Here is a 22,620-nt window from a genome sequence, read left to right on the forward strand (position 1 = left end):
ACGGTCGCGTCCCCGTCGCGTGTGGACTCGTCCGTCGATGATGCGGGTTGCTGGGTCACGTCAAAGACTACGGCGACTGTAGTGATATGCTTGTGACTTCGAAGCCATAGGCTTACTACAGAACGTGAAGTAAGGTCGCGTCCCGGATTCGGCGCCTCAGATGGTGTATCGCATCCCCCAGTGGTGGAGGTGCGCGAACACGGGGAACAGCGCCTCTGCCTGCTCGGTGGGCGTGTACTCGACGCGCGGCGGGATCTCGTCGTACGCCTCGCGGTCGAGCAGGCCGGCGGCGGTGAGTTCCTTGAGGCGCGCGGAGAGCGTGTTCGGAGCGACGTCGAGTTCGCGTTCGAGGTCGGAGAACCGGAGCGGGCCGTCGGCGAACGCGAACGCGCTCAGGACGGCCATCGCGTGCGTCTTCCCGAGGAGGTCGAGCAGGTCGGCGACGGTCGCCTCGACGCGCTCGCGTTCGGCGGGCGGGATGGCGTCCCGGAGCGCCTGCGCTTCCTCGCGCGTCCGCCCCGCGTTCAGGTCGGGGACGGAGACGTCGTCCGGGAGCGCGTCCAGGTCAACGCCGACCGCGTCGTCCTCACCGGCTGCCTCGCCCGCTCCAGTCGCGTCGTCGTCCCCGCTCGCTTCGTCGGACCGGCCGGAGGTGTCGTCGCTCATGCCCGGAGGGACGCCTCGTGACTGCTTGGTGCTTGCGTTCTCGAAGTAACGTCGAAACGGTCGTTTTGCGGCCGTTACTTCGAAGGTTCGAAGTTGCAAGTTCAAGCACTCTCGGGTCGATAGTGTCGGTATGCGACTCGCAGTGTTCGGCGCGACGGGACGGACCGGCCGCCCGCTCGTCCAGCAGGCCATAGAGCGCGGCCACGACGTGGTGGCGTTCGCGCGCGACCCGAGCGACCTCGACGACCTCGCGGACGCCGCGCTGACGGTCGTCCGGGGGGACGCGTACGCCGGCGACGGCGTCGCGGAGGCGGTCGCGGGCGCGGACGCGGTCGTGTCCGTGCTCGGGCAGACGAAGGCGGGTCCGGACGACCTCCTGACGGTCGCCGGCGACAACGTCCTCGACGCGATGGCCGACGCGGGCGTTTCGCGGTTCGTGACGCTCGTCGGCGCGGGCGTCCGCGAAGACGGCGAGTCCGTGTCGCTGACCGGGAAGGCGATGGGGACGCTCCTGAGGCTCCTCGCGAAGGAGGCCCTCGAGGACGACGCGTACGTCGGCGAGCTGCCGAAGGTGGGGCCGGCATGACCGCGTCGACCAGCAACGACTCCACCGGTGAGGGCGCGGGTCCGGTCCTCGTGACGGCGGCGACCGGGACGGTCGGCCGCGCGGTCGTCCGCGAGCTCGCCGCTGTGGGCGTGCCGGTGCGTGCGGCGTCGCGGGACCCCGAGCGCGCCCGCGAGCGCTTCGAGACCGAGTGGCTGGCGGACGAGAGCGACGGCGACCACGTCGAGTACGTCGCGTTCGACTTCCAGAGACCGGAGACGTACCATCCGGCGCTCGACGACGCGAGCGCGACCTTCCTCGTGCGACCGCCCGAGGTCGGGCGCGTGGCCCGCGACGTGTTCCCGTTCGTGGACGCGGCCGAACGCATGGGCGTCGAGCACGCGGTCGTGCTCTCCGTGCTCGGCGCTGAGAAGAACCCGCTGCTCCCGCATCGCCGCATCGAGAAGCACGTCGCCGCGAGCGGGCTGGCGTGGACGTTCCTCCGCGCGTCGTTCTTCCTCCAGAACCTCCTGGAGGTCCACCGTGCGGACGTCGTGGAGCGCGACCGCATCTTCCTGCCCGCGGGCGACGGCGAGACGAGTTTCGTCGACGCGCGCGACGTCGGCGCGGTCGCCGCCGAAGCCTTCCAGGACGCCTCGCTGCGCTATCGCGCGCTCGACGTCACCGGCGCCGAGGCGCTCACGTACCACGAGGTCGCCGCGGTCATGACGGACGTCCTCGACCGCGAGATAACGTACGCGAACCCCGGCGTCCTCGAGTACGCGCGGACCGAATACCGGCACGGGACCGCGCTCCCGTTCGTCCTCGTGCAACTCGCGGTGTACGGGACCGCGCGCCTCGGGCTCGCCGGCCGCGTCACCGACGACGTCGAGCGCGTCCTCGGTCGCGAACCCCGGTCCGTCCGCGAGTTCGTCGAGGACCACGCCGACGCGTTCGCGCCCGCCAGTGATGCCAACGCGTCCGACGCAGGCGCGAGCGACGCGGCCGCGGCGAGCCCCGGCCGCGACTGACGCGTATCGAACGACTTTTTTCCATGGGCCTGGTTCGTGGTGGTAGTCTTCTCCGCGAGAGAACCGGGTAGCCGCGGCACTGCGACGTCGCACGGACGGTGCAACGCGACGACGTCCGGCGGTCGGTCGCCGGCCCGCGGCTCGACCGAAACCAGCGAACAACGATGCACGTGCACGGACGTACTGGTCGGTCGTACCGGGAGTCGAACGAACGCGAGCGGTCTCGGCGGTGGTCGCGGTGAGCGACGGAACCGCGGCCGTCGACGCGGCCGTCAGGCGATTCTACGCGTACCGGGTGGCGATGGGTGCGGGGTTCACGTCGTCGTTCCTCGTCGCGTTCCTGGCGGCGCGAGACGTGTCGTTCACCGCCGTTGGGGTCGGTATCGCGGCGCTGTCGGTCGTGAACGTCGTCGGCGAGGTCCCGGCGGGGTACGTCGGCGACCGCTGGGGGCGTCGGCTGTCGATGCTGCTCGCGAGCGCGACGTACGCCGTCATCGGCGTCGGGTGGCTGGTCGCGCGGACCGCGCCGGCGGTCGTGGCGCTGTACGCGCTCTCGGGCGTCGCGGTGTCGTTCCAGTCCGGGGCGGCGTCGTCGTGGCTGTACGAGACGCTCGCGGAGTTCGACGCGACCGAGCGCTACAGCGCGGTCGCGGGCCGGAGTTTGTCGCTGCTGCGGTGGACGCAGGTCGTGACGACGCTCGTCGGCGCGGGATTGTTCGTGCTCGCGCCGACGTACCCGTTCGTCGCGAGCGCGCTCGCCGGCGTCGTCGCGCTCGCGGTGACGTGGACGCTGCCCGCGACCGAGCGGTTCCGCGACGACGGGGAGCGGGACCGTTCCAGCGACGAGGTCGAGGACGGTCCGGGCGGTGAACGCGTCGGGCCGCTGGCGGCGGTGCGCGCGATGCGGACGTTCGTCCGCAAGCCCGCGGTGCGGACGATGCTGGCGTTCTCCGGCGCGTTCGCGAGCGCCATCGTCGTCGCGGGCCGGTACGTCCAGCCGGTCGTCGACCGCGCGGTCCGCGCGGACGGACTGGCGGTCGCGAGCGTCGACGTGCCGGGTGTCGTCGTCCTCGGCGTCGTCGGCGCGACGTACACGGCGGCGTCGGCGCTCGTCGTCGACCAGGCGGACGCGCTCGAATCGCGGGTCGGCCGCGGGCCCGCCATCGCGGGGACGTACGGGACGTGCGCGGTGGCGATGCTCGCGCCGGCCGCGGCGTGGTACGGCCCCGTCCCGCTCGTCACGGCGGCGGCGGTCGCGGCGGTCGGGTTCCAGTCGCTTCCGTCGGTCGCTTCGGTCCTCCGCGACGCGTACCTCCACGAGCACGCGCCGTCGCTGACGCGCGCGACGACGATGAGCGCCGTCGCGCTCGCGCTCTCGCTCGTCCGCCTCCCCGTCGTCCTCGCCGGTGGCGTCCTCGCGGACGCGCTCTCGCCCGCCGCCGCGGTGGTCGGTGCCGGCGCGAGCGCGCTCCTCGTCGGCGCCGGCATCGTCGCCGTCGACGGGCCGCTGACGGTCGCGAGCACGGACGGTACCGACGCCAGCGAGAACACCAACGCCAGCGAGAACACCAACGCCAGCGAGAACACCAACGCCAGCGAGAACGAGGGAGGTGAGACGGAGTCGACGGCGGACTAGTCGTGGTACGTGGGCGCGGCGGCTTCGACGACCGCGGTGGCGAGCGCGTCGAAGTCGGCGACGTCGGGGACGACGTCGACGGTGATGCCGTGGGATTCGGCCGCGTCCTTCGTCGGCGGGCCGATGACGCCGACCGTGGCGTCGTTCAGGCCGGCGATGGCGGCCTCGCGGACGCCCTGCTCGGCGGCGGCGTCGAGGAAGTGCTCGACGGTGAGCGTCGAGGTGAAGCAGGCCGCGTCGAGGTCGCCGCTCGCCGCGAGCGCGGCGGATTCGCCGCTCCCGTTCGGTCGCGTGAGTTCGTAGAGGACGGTCTCGTGGACGAACGCGCCCGCGGCCTCCAGGCCGTCGGTGAGGACCGGCGAGCCGTGGTCGCTCCGGGCGACCTCCATCCGCTTGCCGTTCACGAGCGGTTCGAGCGCGGCGACGAGTCCGCTCGACGTGAACTCGTCGGGGACGACGTCGACGTCGTATCCGCGGTCGCGGAGGCGGCCCGCGGTCGTGTCACCGATAGCGGCAACGGTTGCGCCCGCGGCGTCGAACCCCGCGTCCGCCGCGAGGTCGACGCCGGTCTTGCTCGTGAACACGACGACGTCGGCGTCCTCGCGCGGTGCAGCGCCCGTGGCGGCGACCGCGAGCATCGGGTCCGCGACCGGGGTCGCGCCGAGGGACTCCACGAGTTCCGCCGCGGCCGCGAGCCGGCCGTCGTCCGGCCGGAACACCGCGACGGTCGTATCCCGCGTCGTCATTCCGCGCCCTCCGCGTCGTCGTCACTCTCTCCGCCCGTCTGGACGCTCGTGACGCGGTCGTTCGCGAGGAACTCGCGGAGGCGGTCGTGGCTCGCCGCGACCTCGCCGATGACCGTGACGGCGGGCGGTTCGATGCCGGCGTCGTCCCGCGTCGCTTCCGCGGTACCGAGCGTACCGGTGGCGACGCGCATCTCCGGCCACGTCGCGCGTTCGACGAGCGCGAGCGGCGTCTCCGGGTCCATGCCCGCGTCCAAGAGGGCCCGGGAGTACTCCGGGAGCTTCCCGACGCCCATGAGGACGACGAGCGTGCCACCCGTGGCGGCGAGCGCGTCCCAGTCGACTGCGGACTCCTCTTTCGTCGGGTCCTCGTGGCCGGTGACGAACGAGACGCTGGAGGCGTGGTCGCGGTGCGTCACCGGGATGCCGGCGACGCCGACACCGCCGATGGCGGACGTGACCCCGGGCACGACCTCGAACGGGACGTCGTGTTCGGCGAGGTGCTCGGCTTCCTCGCCGCCGCGACCGAACACGAACGGGTCACCGCCCTTCAGACGCGCGACCGTCTTCCCCTCGCGAGCGAGCTCGACGAGACGCCTGTTCGTGTACTCCTGAGGCGTCCACTCGCCACCCGCGCGCTTCCCGACGTCCTCGCGCTTGCCCTCGGGTATCGACTCGAGGATCTCCGGGCCGGGGAGCTTGTCGTGCAGCACGACGTCCGCGGTGTCGATGACCTCGCGCGCTCGCACCGTCAGCAGCCCCGGGTCGCCCGGGCCGGAGCCGACGAGGTAGACCGTGCCGACGTCGCGCTCGGTCGCGTCCTCGTCCTCGCCAGCTGACCCGATTGGAGCGTCCTCGGCCATCGGTCAGTCCTCGCGAGCTTGCGCGACGAGGTCGGCCGCGCCCCGCTCGCGGAGGTCCGCCGCGAACTCGCGGGCCGCGGTCGCGTGCGATTCCACGGGGAGGTCGCGGGTCTCGACGACCGACGTCTCGCCGCGCTCGTCGTACACCGCCGCGGTGACGCTGACGTGCGCGCCCTGCACGACGCCGTACACGCCGATGGGCGCGATACAGCCGCCGTTCAGGCCCGCGAGCACGCTCCGCTCCGCGGTCGTCTCCACGCGCGTCCGGGCGTGGTCGAGGACGCCGTGGATGGCCTCGCCGACGTCGTCGTCGCGCGAGGTCACCGCGAGCGCGCCCTGGCCCGCGGCGGGGACGAACTCGCGGATGGGGAGGCGCTCGGTCTCGACGTGATGCGCGAGCCCGATACGCTCCAGGCCCGCCTCGGCGAGGACGATGGCGTCGAGCTCGTGGTCGGGGTCGCGCTCGGTCGCGCGCCGCTGCACCTCGCTCAGCGAGTCGAACCACTCCTCGACGCTGCGCTCGTACGTGTAGTCCTCGGGGTCGACGTCGACGTCCTCCGCGTCGATACCGTCGATGTCGCCGCCGGCGTCGCCGCGCTTCTCCGCCTCGACCGCGCTCCGGCGCTCGTGCTCGGTCTGGAGGTGCGTCGCGAGGAGCTTCTCGACGCGCGTGTCGACGTTCCCGCGGAGCGGGACGACGTCGAGGTCCGGACGCGTCGACAGGAGCTGGGCCTTCCGCCGGAGCGAACTCGTTCCGACCGTCGCGCCCTCCGGGAGGTCCTCGAAGCTCGTGCCGTCGGGCGTGACGAGCACGTCCCCGGGCTGAGCGCGCTCGGGGATGCCCGCGACGACGAGGTCGTCCGGGCTGTCCGTCGGCATGTCCTTCATCGAGTGCACGGCCGCGTCCACGTCGCCCGACAGCACTTGCTCGTCGAGCGACCGGACGAACGCACCGGTCTTCCCGAGGTCCTGGATGAGCTCGTCGCGAACGCGGTCGCCCGCCGTCGACACCTCCACGAGCTCGACCTCGTACCGGCGGTCCTCCAAGGCCTCCGCCACCGTCGCCGCCTGCCGGCGCGCGAGGTCCGAGCCACGCGTCGCCAGCCGTATCGTCCCCTTGCTTCGCATATACAGAGTCGTCGGCGACGCGCGGGGAAAAGTACGTCCGTTTGCCCGCGGCCACGAGTCACGCTCCCAACCAGACCGCGGATGCGGCCGGCGCACGACCGGTTCGGGGCGCGAGTCGATTCAGGCGTCCGCGGCGACGAACGCCGCCGTCGCCACCACGTACCCGGACGCGATACCCGCGAACGCGGAGATGGCGAGCGCCGGCGCGTACTCCGCGCCACCCCACGCGAACGCGACGCCGACGAGCGCGAACAGCGGCGGCGGCACGTCGTCCAATACCTCGGCCGCCTCCGGGATTCGCTCCGCCACGATAGCGCCGATGAGGCCCACCCCGGCACCGAGCCCGACCGCGAGCGGCCGCCAGAGCCCCCCGAAGTACGCCATCCCCACCATCACGACAGCGACCAGTCCGACCACCACGAGCCGATTCGCCACGAGCGCGCGAACGTTCACACCCCCAGCCAGCACGCGAACGGTCATTCGCGTTCCGGTCCACTCCGCACCACCGGAACCGAGACGAACCGAACCGAGACGAACCGAGACGAAGCAGCGACGGAACGAATCGAGTCCGCGCCAACCGGCTGGCGCGCGCTGGCGTCGCGACGCGAACGGCGGTGAGCGTCGCGACGACGTCACCGTGCGAGGGATGCCGACCGAACGAAGTGAGGGAGAAATCGGTTGGGGAGGGCGAGGCGCAGTGCGGTGCGGTGCAGTGCGGTGCAGTACAGTTGCCACGTGGTCGGACGACGAACCCGACCGACGCCGAAGGGTACAGCAGAGACCGGTACCGAGGTTTACAGCAGACGTAAACCCCACCCGCCCCGCACGCACCGCTCACGACGACGTCGTCGCTCCCGAACATTCACGTACGAAACCGCGGCCACGACCACCGTCACCTGACCACTGCCCGCGAGCGACCGAGACGGTAGCGCCCCGCACCGCCGCGACCCCCAAAACCGACCGCGGGGCCTGCACGCCCCCACAACAGCGACCGCCAACCCCCCGACGGCGACCGCCAACGCACCCGACAGCGACCGACAGGTCGCCCTACAGCGCCTCCCGGTACGCGTCCAAGGTCTCCTCGATGTCGTCCTCGGTGTGCGCGTACGACACGAACTGGGACTCGTACTGGTTCGCGGTGAGGAACACGCCCTGCTCTTTCATCTGCTGCCAGAACACGCGCTCCCAGCGCTCCGTATCACACGCAGCGACGTCCGCGCCCGTCTTCGGACACAGCTCGTAGCGCGGGCAGTCCTCGCGCTGCGTACAGCCCGCGTCGCAGTGCCCCTCGAACTCGTCGGGCGCATCACGCGTGAACAGGACCTTGAACATCGAGTCCGTCCCCACCACCGTGTACTCCGGCGCTTGCTCGCGACAGATCTCCGTGAGGCCCTCGCGGAGCTGCTCGCCGAGCGCGTTCACGTGCTCGTACACGTCGTGCTCCGCCGCGTACTGCAAGTAGGCGTGCCCCGCCGCCATCGTCACCGGATGCCCGCTGAACGTCCCCGACTGGAACACCGGACCGCTCGGCGAGAACTGCTCGATGATTTCGGCTCGCCCGCCGATGGCGCCAACGGGGAACCCGCCGCCGATGATCTTCCCGAACGTCGTCACGTCCGGCGTCACCCCGAACTTCCCCTGCGCGCACTGCAAGCCGCCGACGCGGAACCCCGTGATGACCTCGTCGAAGACGAGGAGCGACCCGAAGTCGTCACAGAGGTCCCGCAAGGTCTCGTGATACCCATCCACCGGCATCACGATGCCCTTGTTCCCCAGGATCGGTTCGGTGAGCACCGCCGCGATGTCGTCGCCGTGCTCCTGGAACACCTCGATGATCGCTTCGGTGTCGTTGAACGGCACCGGAATCGTGTGCTGGGCGAACTCCTGGGGAATCCCGCGCGTCGACGGGTGCACGTGGTCGCCCTCGCCCTCGACGAGCGTCGACTCCTGCGCGCCGTGATACCCGCCCTGCATCACCACGATCTTGTCCCGGCCCGTGTACCCCCTGGCGAGTCGGACCGCCGACACCGTCGCCTCCGTGCCGGAGTTCACGAACCGCAGCATCTCCACGCTCGGGACGTGGCGCGCCACGAACTCCGCGTGCTCCACCTCGATCTCCGTCGGCGCGCCGTACATCGGGCCCTGACTCGAGTGCTTCTGGACCGCCGCCTGCACCTCCTCGGGCGGCGAATGCCCGTACAGGAGCGGCCCGTAGCCGTTCACGTAATCGAGATAGCGGTTCCCGTCCGCGTCCACGACGTGCCCGCCGTCGCCCTTCTGCACGAAGAACGGGTACGGCATCGTCGCGCGCACCGAGGAGTTCACGCCGCCCGCGAGCACCGAGAGCGCGCGGTCGTACAGCCGCCGCGACTCGTCACTGGTCATACCCCGCGGTTCGGACGCACCCCACAAGTGCGTGTCGAGATTTCCGGCACCCCGGGACCCACCCGCGTCCGCGCTCGCGACCACCGCCAGCGACGCGGACCGCCCGGCGGCGTCCATGGTCGCCCCCGGACCGAAGCGCGCGGCGGGAATCGCTAGCCGGCACCGTGCCCGCCAGAATCGTGTTGAGCGTTCCCACCACGCAAACGCTATTGCGGACAGTCCCATCGGTCGAATCGTGACCCGTCACGAGAACGCGCTCGGGTTCCTCGCACTCGCCGCGCTCTGGGGCGCGAGCTACCCCGCCATCACCGCCGCGAAGGCCGGCGTCGACCCGCTCCTGATGGCCGCGCTCCGGTTCGACGCCATCGGCGTCGTCGTCCTCGCGTACGCCGTCGCCCGCGGTCAGCGCATCCGGCCGACCGCCGCGGACGCGCGAGCGGTCCTCGTCGGCGGCATCGGCATCGTCGCCGTCCACAACGGCCTCCTGTTCCTCGGCCAGGCCAGAGTCTCGGGCGCCGTCGGCGCGGTCGTCCTCGCCACCGTCCCCATCTGGAGCGTCGCGTTCGCCGTCGCGTTCCTCGACACCGCCCGCCCCACGCCGGCGCGCGTCCTCGGCATCCTGCTCGGCGCCGTCGGCGTCGCCGTCCTCGCCGTCCCCGCACCCGGCGCCGTCGACTCGCCCGACCCCGTCGGCGTCGCCCTCCTGACCGCTTCAGCGATCGTGTTCGCGCTCGCCGCCGTCGGCCTCCGCCGCGAGACCCCGCGCCTCGGCGTCGCCGCCCGCCAAGGCTGGATGATGCTGCTCGGTGGACCGGTTCTCCACGCCGCCAGCCTCCTCGCCGGCGAAACGCAAGCGATAGTCGTGACGACCGAAGCGGCGGTCGCGTTCGCGTACCTCGTCCTCGCCGCCGGCGTCGTCGGCTACCTCCTGTACTTCGAGCTCCTCGACCGCCTCGGCCCCGTCGAGATCAACCTCGTCGGCTACGTCGCCCCCGTCTTCGCCGCGCTCGTCGGCTGGCTCCTCCTCGACGACGCCATCTCCGTCCAGACCATCGTCGGCTTCACCGTCATCGTCGTCGGGTTCGCACTCGTCAAACGCGCCGCCATCCGCAACGCGCTCGCCGACGACCCGCCGCCCACGACCGGCGATTGAACGCCGAGCCGGGACGAGCGGCCCTCGGCCCCGTCGCGACCATGCCCCAGAATAATGACAACTTATTTATTACTGTTGGCAGTGATGATGACTGCCAGATGACGACATACACCTGTAGCTATTGCAACCAGTCCGTGGACGAGTACAGCAAACCGAGCACGTGCCCGAACTGCGAGAAGTCGGGAACGATGAGTGAAGACGAAGGCGGCTTGATCGGCTGACGGTAGCCCAGAGAGCGGCCCGTTCTCCCCACCACCCAGTACCGTGGCAGGACGTTCGGTCGAGACCCCCGTCCGGGCGTTCTGGACACGACCCGGCTCTTGGCGGGGATACCCGTCAGAGAGGTCGGCGGACGCAGTCTGGCCTCGAACAGTGCTATCGCCTCCGTCCGGCTTCCCCACCGAGAGCAACGGTGGCACGACGCGGCGCGATACGCTTCTACGAGTTTCGACAGCGCTCCTCGAAGAGGCGACTGGGAGCGGTGTGCTCGTGGACGCCGTCCCCGCGAGCGGTCAGTTCGACGCGGTCTCGATGGCGTCGGCGAGGTCCGCGACGATGTCCGCCGGGTCCTCGATGCCGACGCTGAGGCGGACGAGGTCGCCGGTGACGCCGGCTTCCTCCTGTTCCTCCTCGGTGAGCTGCTGGTGCGTCGTCGAGGCGGGGTGGATGATGAGGGTCTTCGCGTCCCCGACGTTCGCGAGGAGGCTCGCGAGCTCGGTGTTCTCGACGGTCGCCTGGGCGGCGTCGTAGCCGCCTTCGAGCCCGAACGTGATCATGCCGCCGTAACCGCCGTCGAGGTACTTCTTCGCGTTCTCGTGGGTCGGATGGCTCTCGAGGCCGGGGTAGTTCACCCACGCGACGTCCTCGTGGTCGTCGAGGTACTCGGCGACCTTCATCGCGTTCTCGCAGTGGCGGTCGACGCGCAGCGGGAGGGTCTCGAGGCCCTGAAGGGTCTGCCAGGCGTCGAAGGGACTCTGTTGGTTGCCGAGGTCGCGGAGGCCGCGCGCGATGGCAGCGTACGTGAACGCCGCGTCGCCGAACGTCTCCGCGAAGTTCACGCCGTGGTACGCGGGGTTCTCCCCGCCGATCTCGGGGAACTTCTCGGCGTGCTCGCCCCAGTCGAACGTCCCGCCGTCGACCACGACCCCGCCGACGGTCGTGCCCGACCCGTGGATCCACTTCGTCGTCGACTGCCAGACGAGGTCCGCGCCGTGCTCGATGGGGTTGCAGAGGTGCGGCGTCGCGAACGTGTTGTCGACGAACAGCGGGACGTCGTTGTCGTGCGCGATGTCCGCGACGCGCTCGATGTCCGGCGTGTCCAGCGCGGGGTTCCCGATGGTCTCCAGGTGGACGTACGCGGTGTCCTCGTCGATGGCCTCCTCGTAGGCGTCGTAGTCGAGCGCGTCCACGAACCGCGTCGTCACGCCGTTGCGCTCGACGCTATGCGTGAGGTAGGTTGCAGTGCCGCCGTACAGCGACTTCGAGGAGACGACGTTGTCGCCGACGTCCGCGAGCAGGAACGTCACGAGGTTCAGTGCCGCCATCCCGGACGACGTCGCGACCGCACCGACGCCACCTTCGAGCGCCGCGAGGCGCTCCTGGAGCGTCTCAACCGTCGGATTCATCAGCCGCGAGTAGATGTAGCCGGGCTTCTCGAGCGCGAACTGGCTCGCCGCGTCCTCCGCGTCGTCGAAGACGTAACTCGTCGTCTGGTACAGCGGCGGGGCGCGCGACCCCGTCGCCGAATCCGGCTCCTGGCCGGCGTGCAGCGAGTGTGTGGCGAATCCGCGGTCGTCGGCGTCGTCGGTTGACTCGTCCGTCATGGAAGCTACCAGGGCGTCGACGCCCTTAGCCGACCTGAGTGTGGTGACTCTTGCCGGCGTCTACGACCAACTGGCGACAACGATGCGACGAACTCGCAGAAGAGACCCGTGGTGGTATCGACGTCGCCGTCAGACCGCGTCCGGCCCGGTCTTCCCGGTGCGGACCTGGTAGGCGTCCTCGACGGGGAGGACGAAGATCTTCCCGTCGCCCTTCTCGCCGGTCTGCGCGGCCTCGGCGATGGCTTCGACGACGTCCTCGGCGGGCGTGTCCGCGACCACGGTCTCGACCTTCACCTTCTGGTGGAGGTCGACGACGTACTCCTCGCCGCGCCACTGGCTCTTCTTCGCGGGCTGACTGCCGCGCCCGGAGACGTCCGTCACCGTCAACGACGGTGCGCCGGTTTCCGAGAGCGCGCGCTTGACGTCCGTGAGGCGGTCCGGGCGGATGATCGCGACGACCATCTTGATGTCAGTCATCGCGCTCACCTCCGGTCGTCGCGTCCGAAGTGTCCACGGTCGTCTCCGAGGCGTCCGCGCCACCGTCGGTGCGGACGTTCGTGCCGCCGTCGGTCGTCACCGTCGCGCGACCCGATTCGGGACTGGCGTCCCCGACGAACTCGGGGTACGTCGAGATGCCGTGTTCGCCCGCGTCCAGGCCGGCTTCCTCCTCCTCTTCGCTGACGCGAAGGCCGACGGTCGCTTCGAGGACGAGGAACACGCCACCGGTCGCGAGCACCGTCCACGTGCCGATGACGGCGACGCCGACGACCTGCATCACGAGCTGGTCGACGCCGAGGAACGCCCAGCCGTCGCCGAGGATGGCCGTTCCGCTGCTCGATGCACCGAAGAACGGGATCAGGATGGTGCCGACGCCGCCGGCCGCACCGTGGACGGCGAAGACACCGCAGACGTCGTCGATCTTCAGCGAGTCGACGGTCCAGCGGTACGCGGGCAGGACGAGTGCACCGCCGATGGCGCCGATGACGAGGCCGCCCCACCACGTGACGTGCGGGACCGCGCCCGTGACCGCGACGAGACCCGCGAGGAGGCCGTTGGCCATCCAGAGCGGGTCGGGTTTGCCCTGCCAGAACGTCGAGACGAGCATCGCCGCGACCGCGCCGGCGCCCATGCCGAGCGTGGTGACGAGCGCGACGCGACCGAGCGCGGCGCCCATGAACGCGACGGAGCCGTCGTCAGCGACCGAGAGCACGGTCGCCTGCGTGCCGACGTTGAACCCGTACCAGCCGAACGCGAGGATGAGCGTCCCGAGAACCGCGAGCAGCATCGAGTGCCCGGGGATGGGCTGGCTGTTCCCGTTCTCGTCGAAGCGACCCTTGCGCGGGCCGACCATCTTCGCGGCGACGAGGCCGGCGAGGCCGCCGACCATGTGGACGACGGTCGCACCGGCGAAGTCGAGGTAGCCGACGCCGAGCGCACTCCCGATGAACCCGCCCGTGCCGTCGGCGGTCGGGCCGGAGAGCAGGCCGCCCGCCCACGTCAGCCCCTGGACGGTCGGGTAGATGAGGGCGGTGATGGCGACGACGAAGAGGACGTACGCTTTGAAGTCCATGCGTTCGGCGACGGCGCCGGAGACGATCGTCGCGGCGGTCATCGCGAACACGGCGCCGAACACCCAGCTGACCCACGAGCCCGCGGAGCCGACGTACGAGAACGCGCCCATGACGTCGAGCGCGGAGCCCGAGGTGAGTGCGCCGACGACGCCGGCGAGGCCGGCGCCGACGAGGAAGTAGACGAGGACGCCGAGCCCCCAGTCGGTCATGTTCTTCATGAGGACGTTCCCGACGTTCTTCGCGCGGACCTGGCCGGCTTCGAGGAGCGCGAACCCGGGCTGCATGAAGAAGATCAGGAAGGAGACGACGAGTACCCAGACGGTGTTGATGCTGTTCGCGACCGCGCTCGGGTCCATCTGGAGGGCGAGACCGTCGAGCATCAGGTCTCGACCTCCGCGAGCGTCGCGAGCAGGTCGTCGTTCACTGCGCGCGTTGCCGCCGTGTCGGGGTCGGTCGTCGAGTCACCGAACCCGCCACTCGTTCCGGTAGTGGCTGACCGTTCGTCCACGATACTGTTAGATTTACACGCGTTCGTGTTCCGAGTCACGGATAGTCGTCATCATAGCACAGTACATAAGGGTTAGCGTTGTTGAACGTCCACAATAACAGTCTCATTATGGACGTTCGTACGAACTTCAATCGAATCAAGTCTGTTTAAGGACGTAAAGCGTCCAGAAGTCGTGCGTTCGCCAGCGTGGAATTCGACGTTCGTCGAGTCCGCGAGCGCGCCAAGCACCCGCCCACAGCGACACGCGCCACCACGGTACGCAGGGACGAGGACGGAAACCGCAAGACGGCGGCGACCCACTCCGTCGGCAAATCTTGCACGCGCGACCGCCCAGAACCCGTCCGACCAGGCACGACGCTGGACGTCGGCGTCGACGGGGCGACGCCCCGCCGCTACTCCTCCAGCCCGATGTCCGTGACGATGATCGTCACGTCAGCGTCCGTCTCCGCGTCCGGCTCGATGGGGAACCCGACGGCGTACGCGCAATCGCCGTTCTCGATGTTCTGCAGTTGGAACCCGCCACCGAGCGTCTGCAGGGACGCACGACCCGTGCCGTCGTCGACGATGACCTCGGACTGCGTCGCCTTCTCGATCGCGCCGACCACGCGCGGCAGCTCCTCGGTCGTCTCCGACCCCGACCCGCTCTCGTTCCCACTCTCCGTCTCTTCATCCTGCTCGCGCGCCCGCTCCGCCAACGCACCGATCTCGTTCTCGCCAGGGCCACAGCTCCCGAGCACGCCACAGCCAGCCACCGATGCCATGCCCCCCGCGGCCGTCGCGGCCCCGGCCCGCTTGAGTACGTCTCGTCGATTCATGTACACACACCGACACCGATTCGACATAAAGCTACCCACCCTCCCGCCCGAACCCGACGCCGACCCTGGAAACGACGGGTGGCCGACGCCACCCCGGAGCACTGGCTCCGCGTCGTCGATAGAGCCCGGGACGGAGCGGGGACGGAGAAGTGTTGTCCAAAAGTAATAAACCAAGTGGATTCTACATGGATGCCGTGAACCGCGTCGATGAGCTCTCAGTTTCGAGAGTTCGGGAGGGGGAATGGTTCGAAAATTTAGATTGGGGTGACGTTCGTGACGTGGCGGACACGCCCAAGTCGCGGACGCCGAGGAGGGAGTCAGCATGAGTCGGGTCGCGGCGACACTCGTCGCGTTGTTGGTCGTGAGCGCGTCGCTCACGGGAGCAGTCGCCACGAATGCGCAGGGCGAAGCGGGCGAACAACAGCGCAGAGGGGGAACCGAAACGGTCACCGACCCCACCGGCTTCGCCGAAGCACCCGAGTCGCAGTCCGCCAGCAGGGAGACGAACGCCCGCACCTACGGATCGCTATCGCAGGACGCTTCAGTCCTACCGGGAAGCGACCAGGAGTTCGTCAACGGAGGGGTCTACACCGCCATCGTCACCGTCAACGTATCCGAGTCGGGACTCCTGCAGGCGAACAAGGTGACCGACCCGGCGCTCCGCGTCGCCGTCGAGTCGACCGCGGGCACCAACGCGTCCATCGTCGGCGTGTCTTCGGGCGCCACCGACTACGACGTGGTACCGTCCAACGCGAGCGCGGAGTGCCCGAACTCGTGCGTGGTGGAGAGCACCGGCTCGTTCGCCGCCGGTTCGACGCACAGCGTCCTCGTCCGGTTTCGCGTGAGCGCCACGGACTCGCCGGGCTCGGTTACGTTGAGCGCGGACCCGACCCCAGGCGACTCGACGAACGAGGACGACGCGAGCGTCACGTACAACGTCACGCGAGGGGTGAACACCTCCGCGTCGATGGCGCGAACGGCCGAGGCGCGGACGACGCTCGCGAGAGGATACACCGCGACGTACGAGCGATTGCTCTACCAGGCAGATTGGGACGAGCGCTTCGAGCGGAGCATGTCGGAGGCGTTCACGGTCGTCGCCAACGACGCGGCGCAGTCACTCGTCACCGGCTACGCCGACGAGGCGCTGGCGGGCGCGACGACCCTCCAGAACGCGAACAACCTGGAGACGCTCCAGAGCACGCAGACCGCTTACGGGCTGACGCAGGGGTCGTACGGAGACGGCACCGTCGGCAAGATAGCCAAGATAAACCACCGGCTCTACCTGAATCTCCTCCGCCGAATGGACGTCGACGCCATTCAGAACGCGGGGAACGCCTCGTACGCGCTCCGAGAGCTCGCTCGGCTCTCGCGGGCGGAGGCGGCAGCGTGGCGGAACGGGAACCGAGAACGAGTGCGCGAAATCCTCCACAAGAAGCAGGTCGTTCTCGTCGGGTTCTCCAAACACGCGTCCGGGTACGCGTTCCAGCGGAACTTCGAACCGCCGCTGTCAGCGCCCGACAACGCGGCGTTGCTATCGCAGGCACGCAGCCAGCGACAAGCCGCGTCTCAGTCGGCGACGCCAGCCATCTACGACTACTTCGTGGCGCTGGAGGAGTACGCCAAAGCCGAGTACCAGTACATCGAGAACACGGCGCTCCCGATGGCGAGAGAGCCACGTCCTCGCGTTTCCATGAACGTCTCCCGGAGCGCTCTGCACGCGAATCTCTCCGACCTCGGCGTCGGCACGGGGGAGACGGTGACGGTGAACGTCACGGTATCGAACGCCGGTCACGGTGGTGTGACCTCGTCGCAAGCTTACCTCTCGCTCTCGCATTCGAACAGTCTCTCGGTCGTCGACGTCCGACAGGTCCGCGGCGACGTGGACTGGTCGGTCACGAACAGTTCGGTCGATGACACCATCAACTTCAGGGATGGGAGTACGGGCCCCGCCAAGTACCCGCTCGTCGACGTCCGCGAGCAGTACGACCCCGGCGAGACGAACACGTACCAGGTGACGTTCGAGCGCGTCAGCGCGAACGAGACGTGGGCGGCGTACCGGACGGCGTTCCAGCCGGTCGTCCACGACGAAGCCGGCGGGCAGGACACGTACGTGCGCTATCCGACCGCCGAACAGGCATCCGGGACCGACCAGCAGAACTTCGCCGCGTGGAACGTGTCCGCTGAGACGACCAGTGGAGAGAACCGGCCGCCCATCGCCGACTTCGTCGTGTCCGAGCGAACCGTCTCGACCGGTGGGTCCGTGACGTTCGACGCGAGCGCCTCGACCGACGACCGTGGCATCACGTCGTACGCGTGGCGCGTGGACGCGAACGGGAACGGCACGAGAGGCGTGCGTCGCGGCGAGCGAGTCACCGTCACGTTCTCCGGCAGCGGCGCCCGGACGGTATCGCTGACGGTGACCGACGCTGCCGGCGAGCAGTCCTCGACGACGGTCAACGTCACCGTCCTCCGACCGTCGAACGTCACCGCGGCGTTCGACGTGAACCGGACCATGGTACAGCCCGGAAACGTCACCGAGTTGCGTGCCTCCACGGCCGCCGAGACGTACGCCTGGGACCTCGACGGTGACGGGAACTACGACGACGCGAGCGGGAGAGAGACAACGTGGCAACCGTCTTCCGCAGGCGAGTACAGCATTGGGTTGCGCGTAAGCGCCGGCGGCCAGCAGTCGACCGTGACCTACAATTACACCGTCCAGTCCGCCGTAGAGCGCCTCTCCGAACCGACGGTAGTTGTTGACGCGCCTCTGACACTCACCGTCGGAGAGACCGGCGTGTTCGACGCGCGAGACTCGTTCGACCGGGTCGTCGTCGACGGAGCGGTCCGCATCGAGAACATAAGTAGCTACGACTGGGACCTTGACGGCGACGGAACCCCCGAATCGACCGCGGCCGTGGCGAGACCCTCGTTCTCGTCGCTGGGGAAGCACAACGTCACCCTGGTCATCCGCGACGGCGAGGGCAACAGCGCCTCCGTCACGCGAACGGTGGAGGTGACGACCGCCACAAACGGTGACGGAACGCCACAGGCCTGTACGCCCGACGAGACCGTGACGGAATGGAGCGCCGTGCATCGGAACGCCGCGCACACGAGTCGAACGATCGGATGCGGCCCCGTCTCGGACGTCCATGTGGCGTGGAACACGTCGCTATCGGACGTCACCGGGAGTTCGCTACTCGGCCGCAACGACACCCTCTACACCGCGGGGTCCAGGACGGTGTACGCGCTGAACGCGACGAGCGGGACGGTCAGGTGGAACGCGACCGTCGGTGACATCAACACCGGCAACGCTGCCGCGTCGACCCGTGGCGCGCTCGTCCTCGCAGACGACCACCTCGTGGTGCCGCTCTCGAACGGGTCGATGGTGAGCGTCGACCCGCAAACCGGCGAACGCCAGTGGCAGACGCCACTCCCGAACGCGACGACGGACGACAACCTGTACGCGCCGATTGCGACCGAGAAGACCGTCGTCGTGACCGGATACAGGACCGGGAACGTCTACGCGTTGTGGCTCGCGAACGGCTCCCGCAGGTGGAACGCGACCGTCGGCAGCGGCGAGCGAGTCCACGTCAACTCCCCCGCGTACAGCGACGGAACCGTGTACGTCGGGTGGTCCGAGAGCACCAGTGGCACCGTGTCCGCGTTCGACGCCACAACAGGCGAGTCCGAGTGGCAGACCGGCCTGGGGAGCCAGGTCCATGGGGTAACGGTGTACGACGACACGGTATACACGTCGTACTGGACGGGAGGCGTCAAGGCGCTGAACGCGTCCACGGGCGCCAAACAGCAGCGCATCTTCGTTCCGACTGCCGCGTCGCCCGCTGTCGGTCCCGCTGGCGACGCCCTCGTCGGCGTCAGGAACGGTAGAACGTATTCCACGGCCGGACTGGAAGCCTGGTCGCGGTCGTCCGGCGAGGAGAAGTGGTCGTTCGGTCCGACCACGTCGAGCACCGCGCCCGTAGCCGCAAACAATGCGGTCTACTTCGGCTCGAATAACGACGACATCTACGCAGTGAATGCCTCGACCGGGGCCGGTCTCTGGAGACTTTCGTTGGAGGAGAGTTCGAACGGTGTCGATCGCACAAGACCGATTCTCCTCAATGGGACGCTGTACGCGGTTACGAACAGCGGTAACGTCTACGCCGTCGAGGGGAACTCGACGTACGACCCGCCCAGCCCCCAGCTCGGTATCGCGAGCAGTGACGCCACGCCGTTCGCTCGGCAGACGGTGACGCTGAACGTCACCGACACGGGTAACGACAGCCTCCGTCCGCTGTACGATACCTACGAGTGGCGGGTCGCGGGGACCAGACAGCTGGGCCGGTCGGCGACGGCGACGTTCAACGAGACCGGGACGGCGAGGGTGACGCTCGTCGCGACCGCCGCGAACGGCGAGCGGTTCACCGTAACGCGGACCCTCGACGTTCGGTCGTTCGACGGCGAGATTGACGAATCGACGGCCTGGCCGACGTTCGGGGGAGCGCCGGGGCACGCTGGACGGACGACCGAAGACCTCCCGTGGTCGCTCCCACCTGCGTGGAACCGCACGGGTGGCACTGCAGACTCCACGATAGCGACGACCACGACCGCCGTCTACGAACTACGTGGGAGGACACTCTGGAAGTTCTCGAAGAACGGGTCGGTTCGCTGGAAGCACCAGCTTGATGCGACCACGAACATCGACGTCGATAACAGTCCGGCCATCGGCCCCGACGGCAACGTCTACGTCTCGCTGTGGGGGTCGTTGATATCACTGGCGCCGAACGGTAGCGTCCGATGGCGGATTGGAGACGAGAGTTACGGAACGAACTGTGGCGGTACGTGCATAGACAGGTTGAGTGACCCGGTCGTAACCGAAGACGGCGTGTTCGTGACCGGCGAGCGTGATGGGTTTGGCGGCCGTCGCCTGTTCAATATCTCCCGTTCGACTGCCGAACTGCGATGGGAGACGCAGGTATCTGATACCGTCGGTCCGGAGCTTCCACCGACTGTCGGCGACGATGGACAGATCTACGTCGCAGTTCCCGGCTCCGGCCTGACGGCGTACTCGTCGGAGGGGAGCGAACGCTGGCATACCGACGTCGACGGGAACGCGACCACGTTCCCGGTCCTCACGCCGAACGGGACGGTACTGCTCAACACCGAGACCTCGCTGATCGCTGTCCGAGATTCGAACGGGTCGGTCGCGTGGACCGTCGAGTCGAGGAGCCGCGTGGCCCCTGCCGTCGACCGAGACGGGACGGTCTACGCGCCCGCCCCGAAGATAAGCGTCGGGAGCTACCGGCTCCGGTACTTGCATCCGAACGGGACGCAGTTCGACGAGGTGTCGTGGCAACCGCGAGATATCATTAACGCACGAAGCTACGGATCCGAATCGCAACCTGTACTCGGCCCTAGCGGGCACGTACTCGTGCTCGTCGGCGACCGCGAGGACGACTACTACGAGAACCGACTGCACGTCGTGACGAAGTCGGGGCAGAAGGTCGACGGCCGCGCCGTCGGGCTGGCGAACGCGGTCGCACCGCTTGCACCGGGATACGTAGCCCTCGTCGGGGAGAGTGGCATGCAGACGTACGGCGACGGCGCAGGGACGAGCGAGCCACTGAATGCGTCGCTCTCGTACGAGCCAGTGGTGCCCAAGCCCGACGACCCGTTGACGCTCTCCGCCGCGGGCAGCAACGGAACGGGGACGCTCACGTACACATGGTACCAGAACGGGACGGAACTGCGCTGTAGCGGCCCGGAATGCACGGTCGACGACCAGTTCTACTCGGTGTATCCGACCGAGGTCACCGTCGAGGTGAAACAGGCAGATGGACGCGTGGACACGGCGAGCGTCGTGGTGAGGGCGTCGTCGATCGGCTTCGACACGTCCGTCGACGGACAGACCGTTCCGGACGACGCGGGCGTCGAACTGCTCACGAACGACACCGTCGCGGTCTCGCTACACGAGGAGACGCTCTCGCACGAAGTCGTGGACGTCCAGTGGCACGTCGACGGCGCGCTCTCCGCGTCTCCCAACGGGGAGACGATTACCGTGTCACCGACCGCCGCCGGTGCCGGCGCGGTCAACGCCACCGTCACGCTCCGTGGTCCGAACGGTGAGACGGCGACGCGGAACGCCTCGCTCGCGGTCGACACGTACCGGTTCCACGGGTCGTCGATGGGGAACTACACGTTCCAGTTCCAGAATACGCCGTCTGGACGCTGGCGAGTCGAGGTCGCGAAACTCCAGGAGCGACTCCCGACCCTCTACCGACGGGTCGCTCAGCGCACGGACGGACTCCCCTCGACGGTCGACGTGACGTTCACGACCTCGGGAGGGATCGACTCGAAGTGCGGAACGGCCCCGTTTGCGTGCGCGAGTAATCCGAACGACGTCTACCTGCCGTACACGCTCTCGCGGGTTCGGTTCGAGGGACGAACTCAGACCGTTCGCCACGAACTCACGCACCTCGCGCAGTTCGAGGTGGACGCGCAGACGAACGGCGAGTGGGAGTTCTTCGCCGAAGGACACGCCGTCTACGAGGAGTCCCCGCTGTTCTGGACGCGGACGGTGGAGAAACCGTCGAAAGCCAGCCTCTTCGAGATGCAGGTGACGGAGACTGAGTACGACGAGGCGGGGAGCTTCGTCGCGGCGTTCGCGGCGACGTACGGTCGCCAGAAGACGCTTGAGATGCTCCGGCGGTCGAGCGACCAGGGGTTCCAGAGTGCGTTCCAGGCTGTAACGGGCGATTCGTTCGATGCGTTCTATCGGACGTGGAAGCCCGCACAGGAAGACGCCGGACCGAACGCCATCCGGTTAGGCGGCGGTGGGAACATCTTCTACAAGCCGATGTTCGAGTACCACGACGGGCGGCTTCGGGTGGTGACGCCCATCGGCTACGACCTCCCCGACCGAATCACGGTGTCCTGGGACACGGACGGCGACGGGACGTTCGAACAGCGCGGACGCACCGTCCAGTGGTCCGCACCCGGCGACGACGTGCAGGCGGTGACCGTGCGGTACGAGACGAGCGCCGGGTCGCTGACGCAGACGCAGCGATTCGGTCCGGGCAGCAGCACCGGTGGCGGCGACGACGGCGGCGACGACGGCGGCGACGACGGCGGCGGTGGCGGCGGTGGCGGCGGTGGCGGCGGTGGCGACGACAACCGCGTCCGCATCGAGTCCGTGACCGTGAGTCCGCAGGACATCGACGTCGGCGATACCGTGACCGTCGAGGTCACGTTCTACAACGAGTACTCGACGGCCAAGACCGTCTCACCGACGCTCTCGGTCGGGTCCGAGGTGATAGACGAACGTGCGGTTTCGGTCGGCGCCAACAGCGAGCGAACCATCACGTTCGAGCACACGTTCGAGGAACCGGGAATGTACTCGGTCCAGGTGGACGGTCGGAGAGGTGGGTTCGTCTCCGTCGCCGAGCGTGACGATGACGCGACGACAGCCCGGTCAACGACGGACTCGACGACCACGTTGCCGACGACGACGGACTCGACGACCACGGTCGGGACGGACGAGACGCGGGCGTCCGCGACGAACCGTTCGACCGATAGGAGGGCGACGAGCGACACCGCGGTCGGCACGACGAGGAACGATAGTGCCGGCAGTCCTGGATTCGGCGTGTTCGTCGCAATCGTCGCGTTGCTGAGCGCGGCGACAGCGGTTCGGCGACGACGGTCGTAGACCGGCGGCGTCTGCGACCGCGAACCGACTCGGGGTCCGGTCCGGGACG

16 protein-coding genes are annotated in these 22,620 nt (G+C 68.9%); 5 read left to right on the top strand and 11 right to left on the bottom strand.

Annotated elements, in window-relative coordinates; translation table 11 throughout:
* Nucleotides 1–156 precede the first annotated feature (156 nt).
* The gene (locus VYJ16_RS05740; RefSeq protein ID WP_336349340.1) at nucleotides 157–666 is read right to left on the bottom strand and encodes a winged helix-turn-helix transcriptional regulator; all 510 of its coding nucleotides are present in this window, start codon (nucleotides 664–666) and stop codon (nucleotides 157–159) included.
* Nucleotides 667–796: 130 nt separating this feature from the next.
* Between VYJ16_RS05740 and VYJ16_RS05745 the strand changes: the two genes are divergently transcribed.
* The 3 genes from VYJ16_RS05745 to VYJ16_RS05755 all read left to right on the top strand — a co-directional run bounded on the left by VYJ16_RS05745 (nucleotide 797) and on the right by VYJ16_RS05755 (nucleotide 3,877).
* Nucleotides 797–1,252 (top strand): NAD(P)-dependent oxidoreductase, encoded by a 456-nt coding sequence (locus tag VYJ16_RS05745; RefSeq protein ID WP_336349341.1) that lies wholly within the window; start codon nucleotides 797–799, stop codon nucleotides 1,250–1,252.
* Entirely contained in the window at nucleotides 1,249–2,241 is a 993-nt protein-coding gene (locus VYJ16_RS05750; protein WP_336349342.1) for an NmrA family NAD(P)-binding protein, read from the top strand. Before VYJ16_RS05745 ends, VYJ16_RS05750 begins: the two co-directional genes overlap by 4 nt.
* Before the next feature lie 238 nt (nucleotides 2,242–2,479).
* Nucleotides 2,480–3,877, top strand: coding sequence for an MFS transporter (locus tag VYJ16_RS05755; protein WP_336349343.1), 1,398 nt, complete (start codon nucleotides 2,480–2,482; stop codon nucleotides 3,875–3,877).
* Here the strand turns inward: VYJ16_RS05755 and VYJ16_RS05760 are convergent.
* The 5 genes from VYJ16_RS05760 to hemL all read right to left on the bottom strand — a co-directional run bounded on the left by VYJ16_RS05760 (nucleotide 3,874) and on the right by hemL (nucleotide 8,996).
* Complete coding sequence (locus tag VYJ16_RS05760) at nucleotides 3,874–4,623, bottom strand: uroporphyrinogen-III synthase (RefSeq protein WP_336349344.1); 750 nt, start codon at nucleotides 4,621–4,623, stop codon at nucleotides 3,874–3,876. The genes VYJ16_RS05755 and VYJ16_RS05760 overlap by 4 nt on opposite strands.
* Complete coding sequence (gene cobA / locus VYJ16_RS05765) at nucleotides 4,620–5,483, bottom strand: uroporphyrinogen-III C-methyltransferase (RefSeq protein WP_336349345.1); 864 nt, start codon at nucleotides 5,481–5,483, stop codon at nucleotides 4,620–4,622. The genes VYJ16_RS05760 and cobA overlap by 4 nt, the downstream gene beginning before the upstream one ends.
* Nucleotides 5,484–5,486: 3 nt before the next feature.
* Nucleotides 5,487–6,611 (bottom strand): hydroxymethylbilane synthase, encoded by a 1,125-nt coding sequence (gene hemC, locus VYJ16_RS05770; RefSeq protein ID WP_336349346.1) that lies wholly within the window; start codon nucleotides 6,609–6,611, stop codon nucleotides 5,487–5,489.
* A 120-nt stretch (nucleotides 6,612–6,731) separates the two neighbouring features.
* Nucleotides 6,732–7,064: a hypothetical protein gene (locus tag VYJ16_RS05775; protein WP_336349347.1), complete on the bottom strand. Its 333-nt coding sequence runs from the start codon at nucleotides 7,062–7,064 to the stop codon at nucleotides 6,732–6,734.
* A gap of 594 nt (nucleotides 7,065–7,658) precedes the next feature.
* Entirely contained in the window at nucleotides 7,659–8,996 is a 1,338-nt protein-coding gene (hemL, locus tag VYJ16_RS05780; protein ID WP_336349348.1) for a glutamate-1-semialdehyde 2,1-aminomutase, read from the bottom strand.
* Between the two features lie 235 nt (nucleotides 8,997–9,231).
* Between hemL and VYJ16_RS05785 the strand changes: the two genes are divergently transcribed.
* On the top strand, nucleotides 9,232–10,149 hold the full coding sequence (locus tag VYJ16_RS05785; protein WP_336349349.1) for a DMT family transporter: 918 nt from the start codon (nucleotides 9,232–9,234) through the stop codon (nucleotides 10,147–10,149).
* Between the two features lie 512 nt (nucleotides 10,150–10,661).
* Here VYJ16_RS05785 and VYJ16_RS05790 read toward each other — a convergent pair.
* From VYJ16_RS05790 to VYJ16_RS05810, 5 genes are all read right to left on the bottom strand, one after another.
* Complete coding sequence (locus tag VYJ16_RS05790) at nucleotides 10,662–11,972, bottom strand: O-acetylhomoserine aminocarboxypropyltransferase/cysteine synthase family protein (protein WP_336349350.1); 1,311 nt, start codon at nucleotides 11,970–11,972, stop codon at nucleotides 10,662–10,664.
* 129 nt (nucleotides 11,973–12,101) lie between these two features.
* A complete protein-coding gene (locus VYJ16_RS05795) occupies nucleotides 12,102–12,449 on the bottom strand; it encodes a nitrogen regulatory protein GlnK1 (protein WP_336349351.1) in 348 nt (115 codons plus the stop codon).
* Entirely contained in the window at nucleotides 12,442–13,923 is a 1,482-nt protein-coding gene (locus VYJ16_RS05800; RefSeq protein ID WP_336349352.1) for an ammonium transporter, read from the bottom strand. The genes VYJ16_RS05795 and VYJ16_RS05800 overlap by 8 nt, the downstream gene beginning before the upstream one ends.
* Nucleotides 13,923–14,090, bottom strand: a complete 168-nt coding sequence (locus tag VYJ16_RS05805; protein WP_336349353.1) for a hypothetical protein — start codon at nucleotides 14,088–14,090, stop codon at nucleotides 13,923–13,925. The genes VYJ16_RS05800 and VYJ16_RS05805 overlap by 1 nt, the downstream gene beginning before the upstream one ends.
* Before the next feature lie 353 nt (nucleotides 14,091–14,443).
* Complete coding sequence (locus VYJ16_RS05810) at nucleotides 14,444–14,866, bottom strand: hypothetical protein (protein WP_336349354.1); 423 nt, start codon at nucleotides 14,864–14,866, stop codon at nucleotides 14,444–14,446.
* A gap of 322 nt (nucleotides 14,867–15,188) precedes the next feature.
* Here VYJ16_RS05810 and VYJ16_RS05815 point away from each other — a divergent pair, with 322 nt between their 5' ends.
* Nucleotides 15,189–22,571, top strand: a complete 7,383-nt coding sequence (locus tag VYJ16_RS05815; RefSeq protein ID WP_336349355.1) for an outer membrane protein assembly factor BamB family protein — start codon at nucleotides 15,189–15,191, stop codon at nucleotides 22,569–22,571.
* Nucleotides 22,572–22,620: the final 49 nt, after the last annotated feature.

It is taken from the genome of Halorubellus litoreus (genome assembly GCF_037081675.1).
Taxonomy (GTDB): domain Archaea; phylum Halobacteriota; class Halobacteria; order Halobacteriales; family Natrialbaceae; genus Halorubellus; species Halorubellus litoreus.

Bases quoted from the DNA above. Each gene is read 5' to 3' on its own strand.
- VYJ16_RS05740 (WP_336349340.1), bottom strand. From the start codon at position 666: ATGAGCGACGACACCTCCGGCCGGTCCGACGAAGCGAGCGGGGACGAC.
- VYJ16_RS05745 (WP_336349341.1), top strand. From the start codon at position 797: ATGCGACTCGCAGTGTTCGGCGCGACGGGACGGACCGGCCGCCCGCTC.
- VYJ16_RS05750 (WP_336349342.1), top strand. From the start codon at position 1,249: ATGACCGCGTCGACCAGCAACGACTCCACCGGTGAGGGCGCGGGTCCG.
- VYJ16_RS05760 (WP_336349344.1), bottom strand. From the start codon at position 4,623: ATGACGACGCGGGATACGACCGTCGCGGTGTTCCGGCCGGACGACGGC.
- cobA (WP_336349345.1), bottom strand. From the start codon at position 5,483: ATGGCCGAGGACGCTCCAATCGGGTCAGCTGGCGAGGACGAGGACGCG.
- hemC (WP_336349346.1), bottom strand. From the start codon at position 6,611: ATGCGAAGCAAGGGGACGATACGGCTGGCGACGCGTGGCTCGGACCTC.
- hemL (WP_336349348.1), bottom strand. From the start codon at position 8,996: ATGACCAGTGACGAGTCGCGGCGGCTGTACGACCGCGCGCTCTCGGTG.
- VYJ16_RS05790 (WP_336349350.1), bottom strand. From the start codon at position 11,972: ATGACGGACGAGTCAACCGACGACGCCGACGACCGCGGATTCGCCACA.
- VYJ16_RS05795 (WP_336349351.1), bottom strand. From the start codon at position 12,449: ATGACTGACATCAAGATGGTCGTCGCGATCATCCGCCCGGACCGCCTC.
- VYJ16_RS05800 (WP_336349352.1), bottom strand. From the start codon at position 13,923: ATGCTCGACGGTCTCGCCCTCCAGATGGACCCGAGCGCGGTCGCGAAC.
- VYJ16_RS05810 (WP_336349354.1), bottom strand. From the start codon at position 14,866: ATGAATCGACGAGACGTACTCAAGCGGGCCGGGGCCGCGACGGCCGCG.
- VYJ16_RS05815 (WP_336349355.1), top strand. From the start codon at position 15,189: ATGAGTCGGGTCGCGGCGACACTCGTCGCGTTGTTGGTCGTGAGCGCG.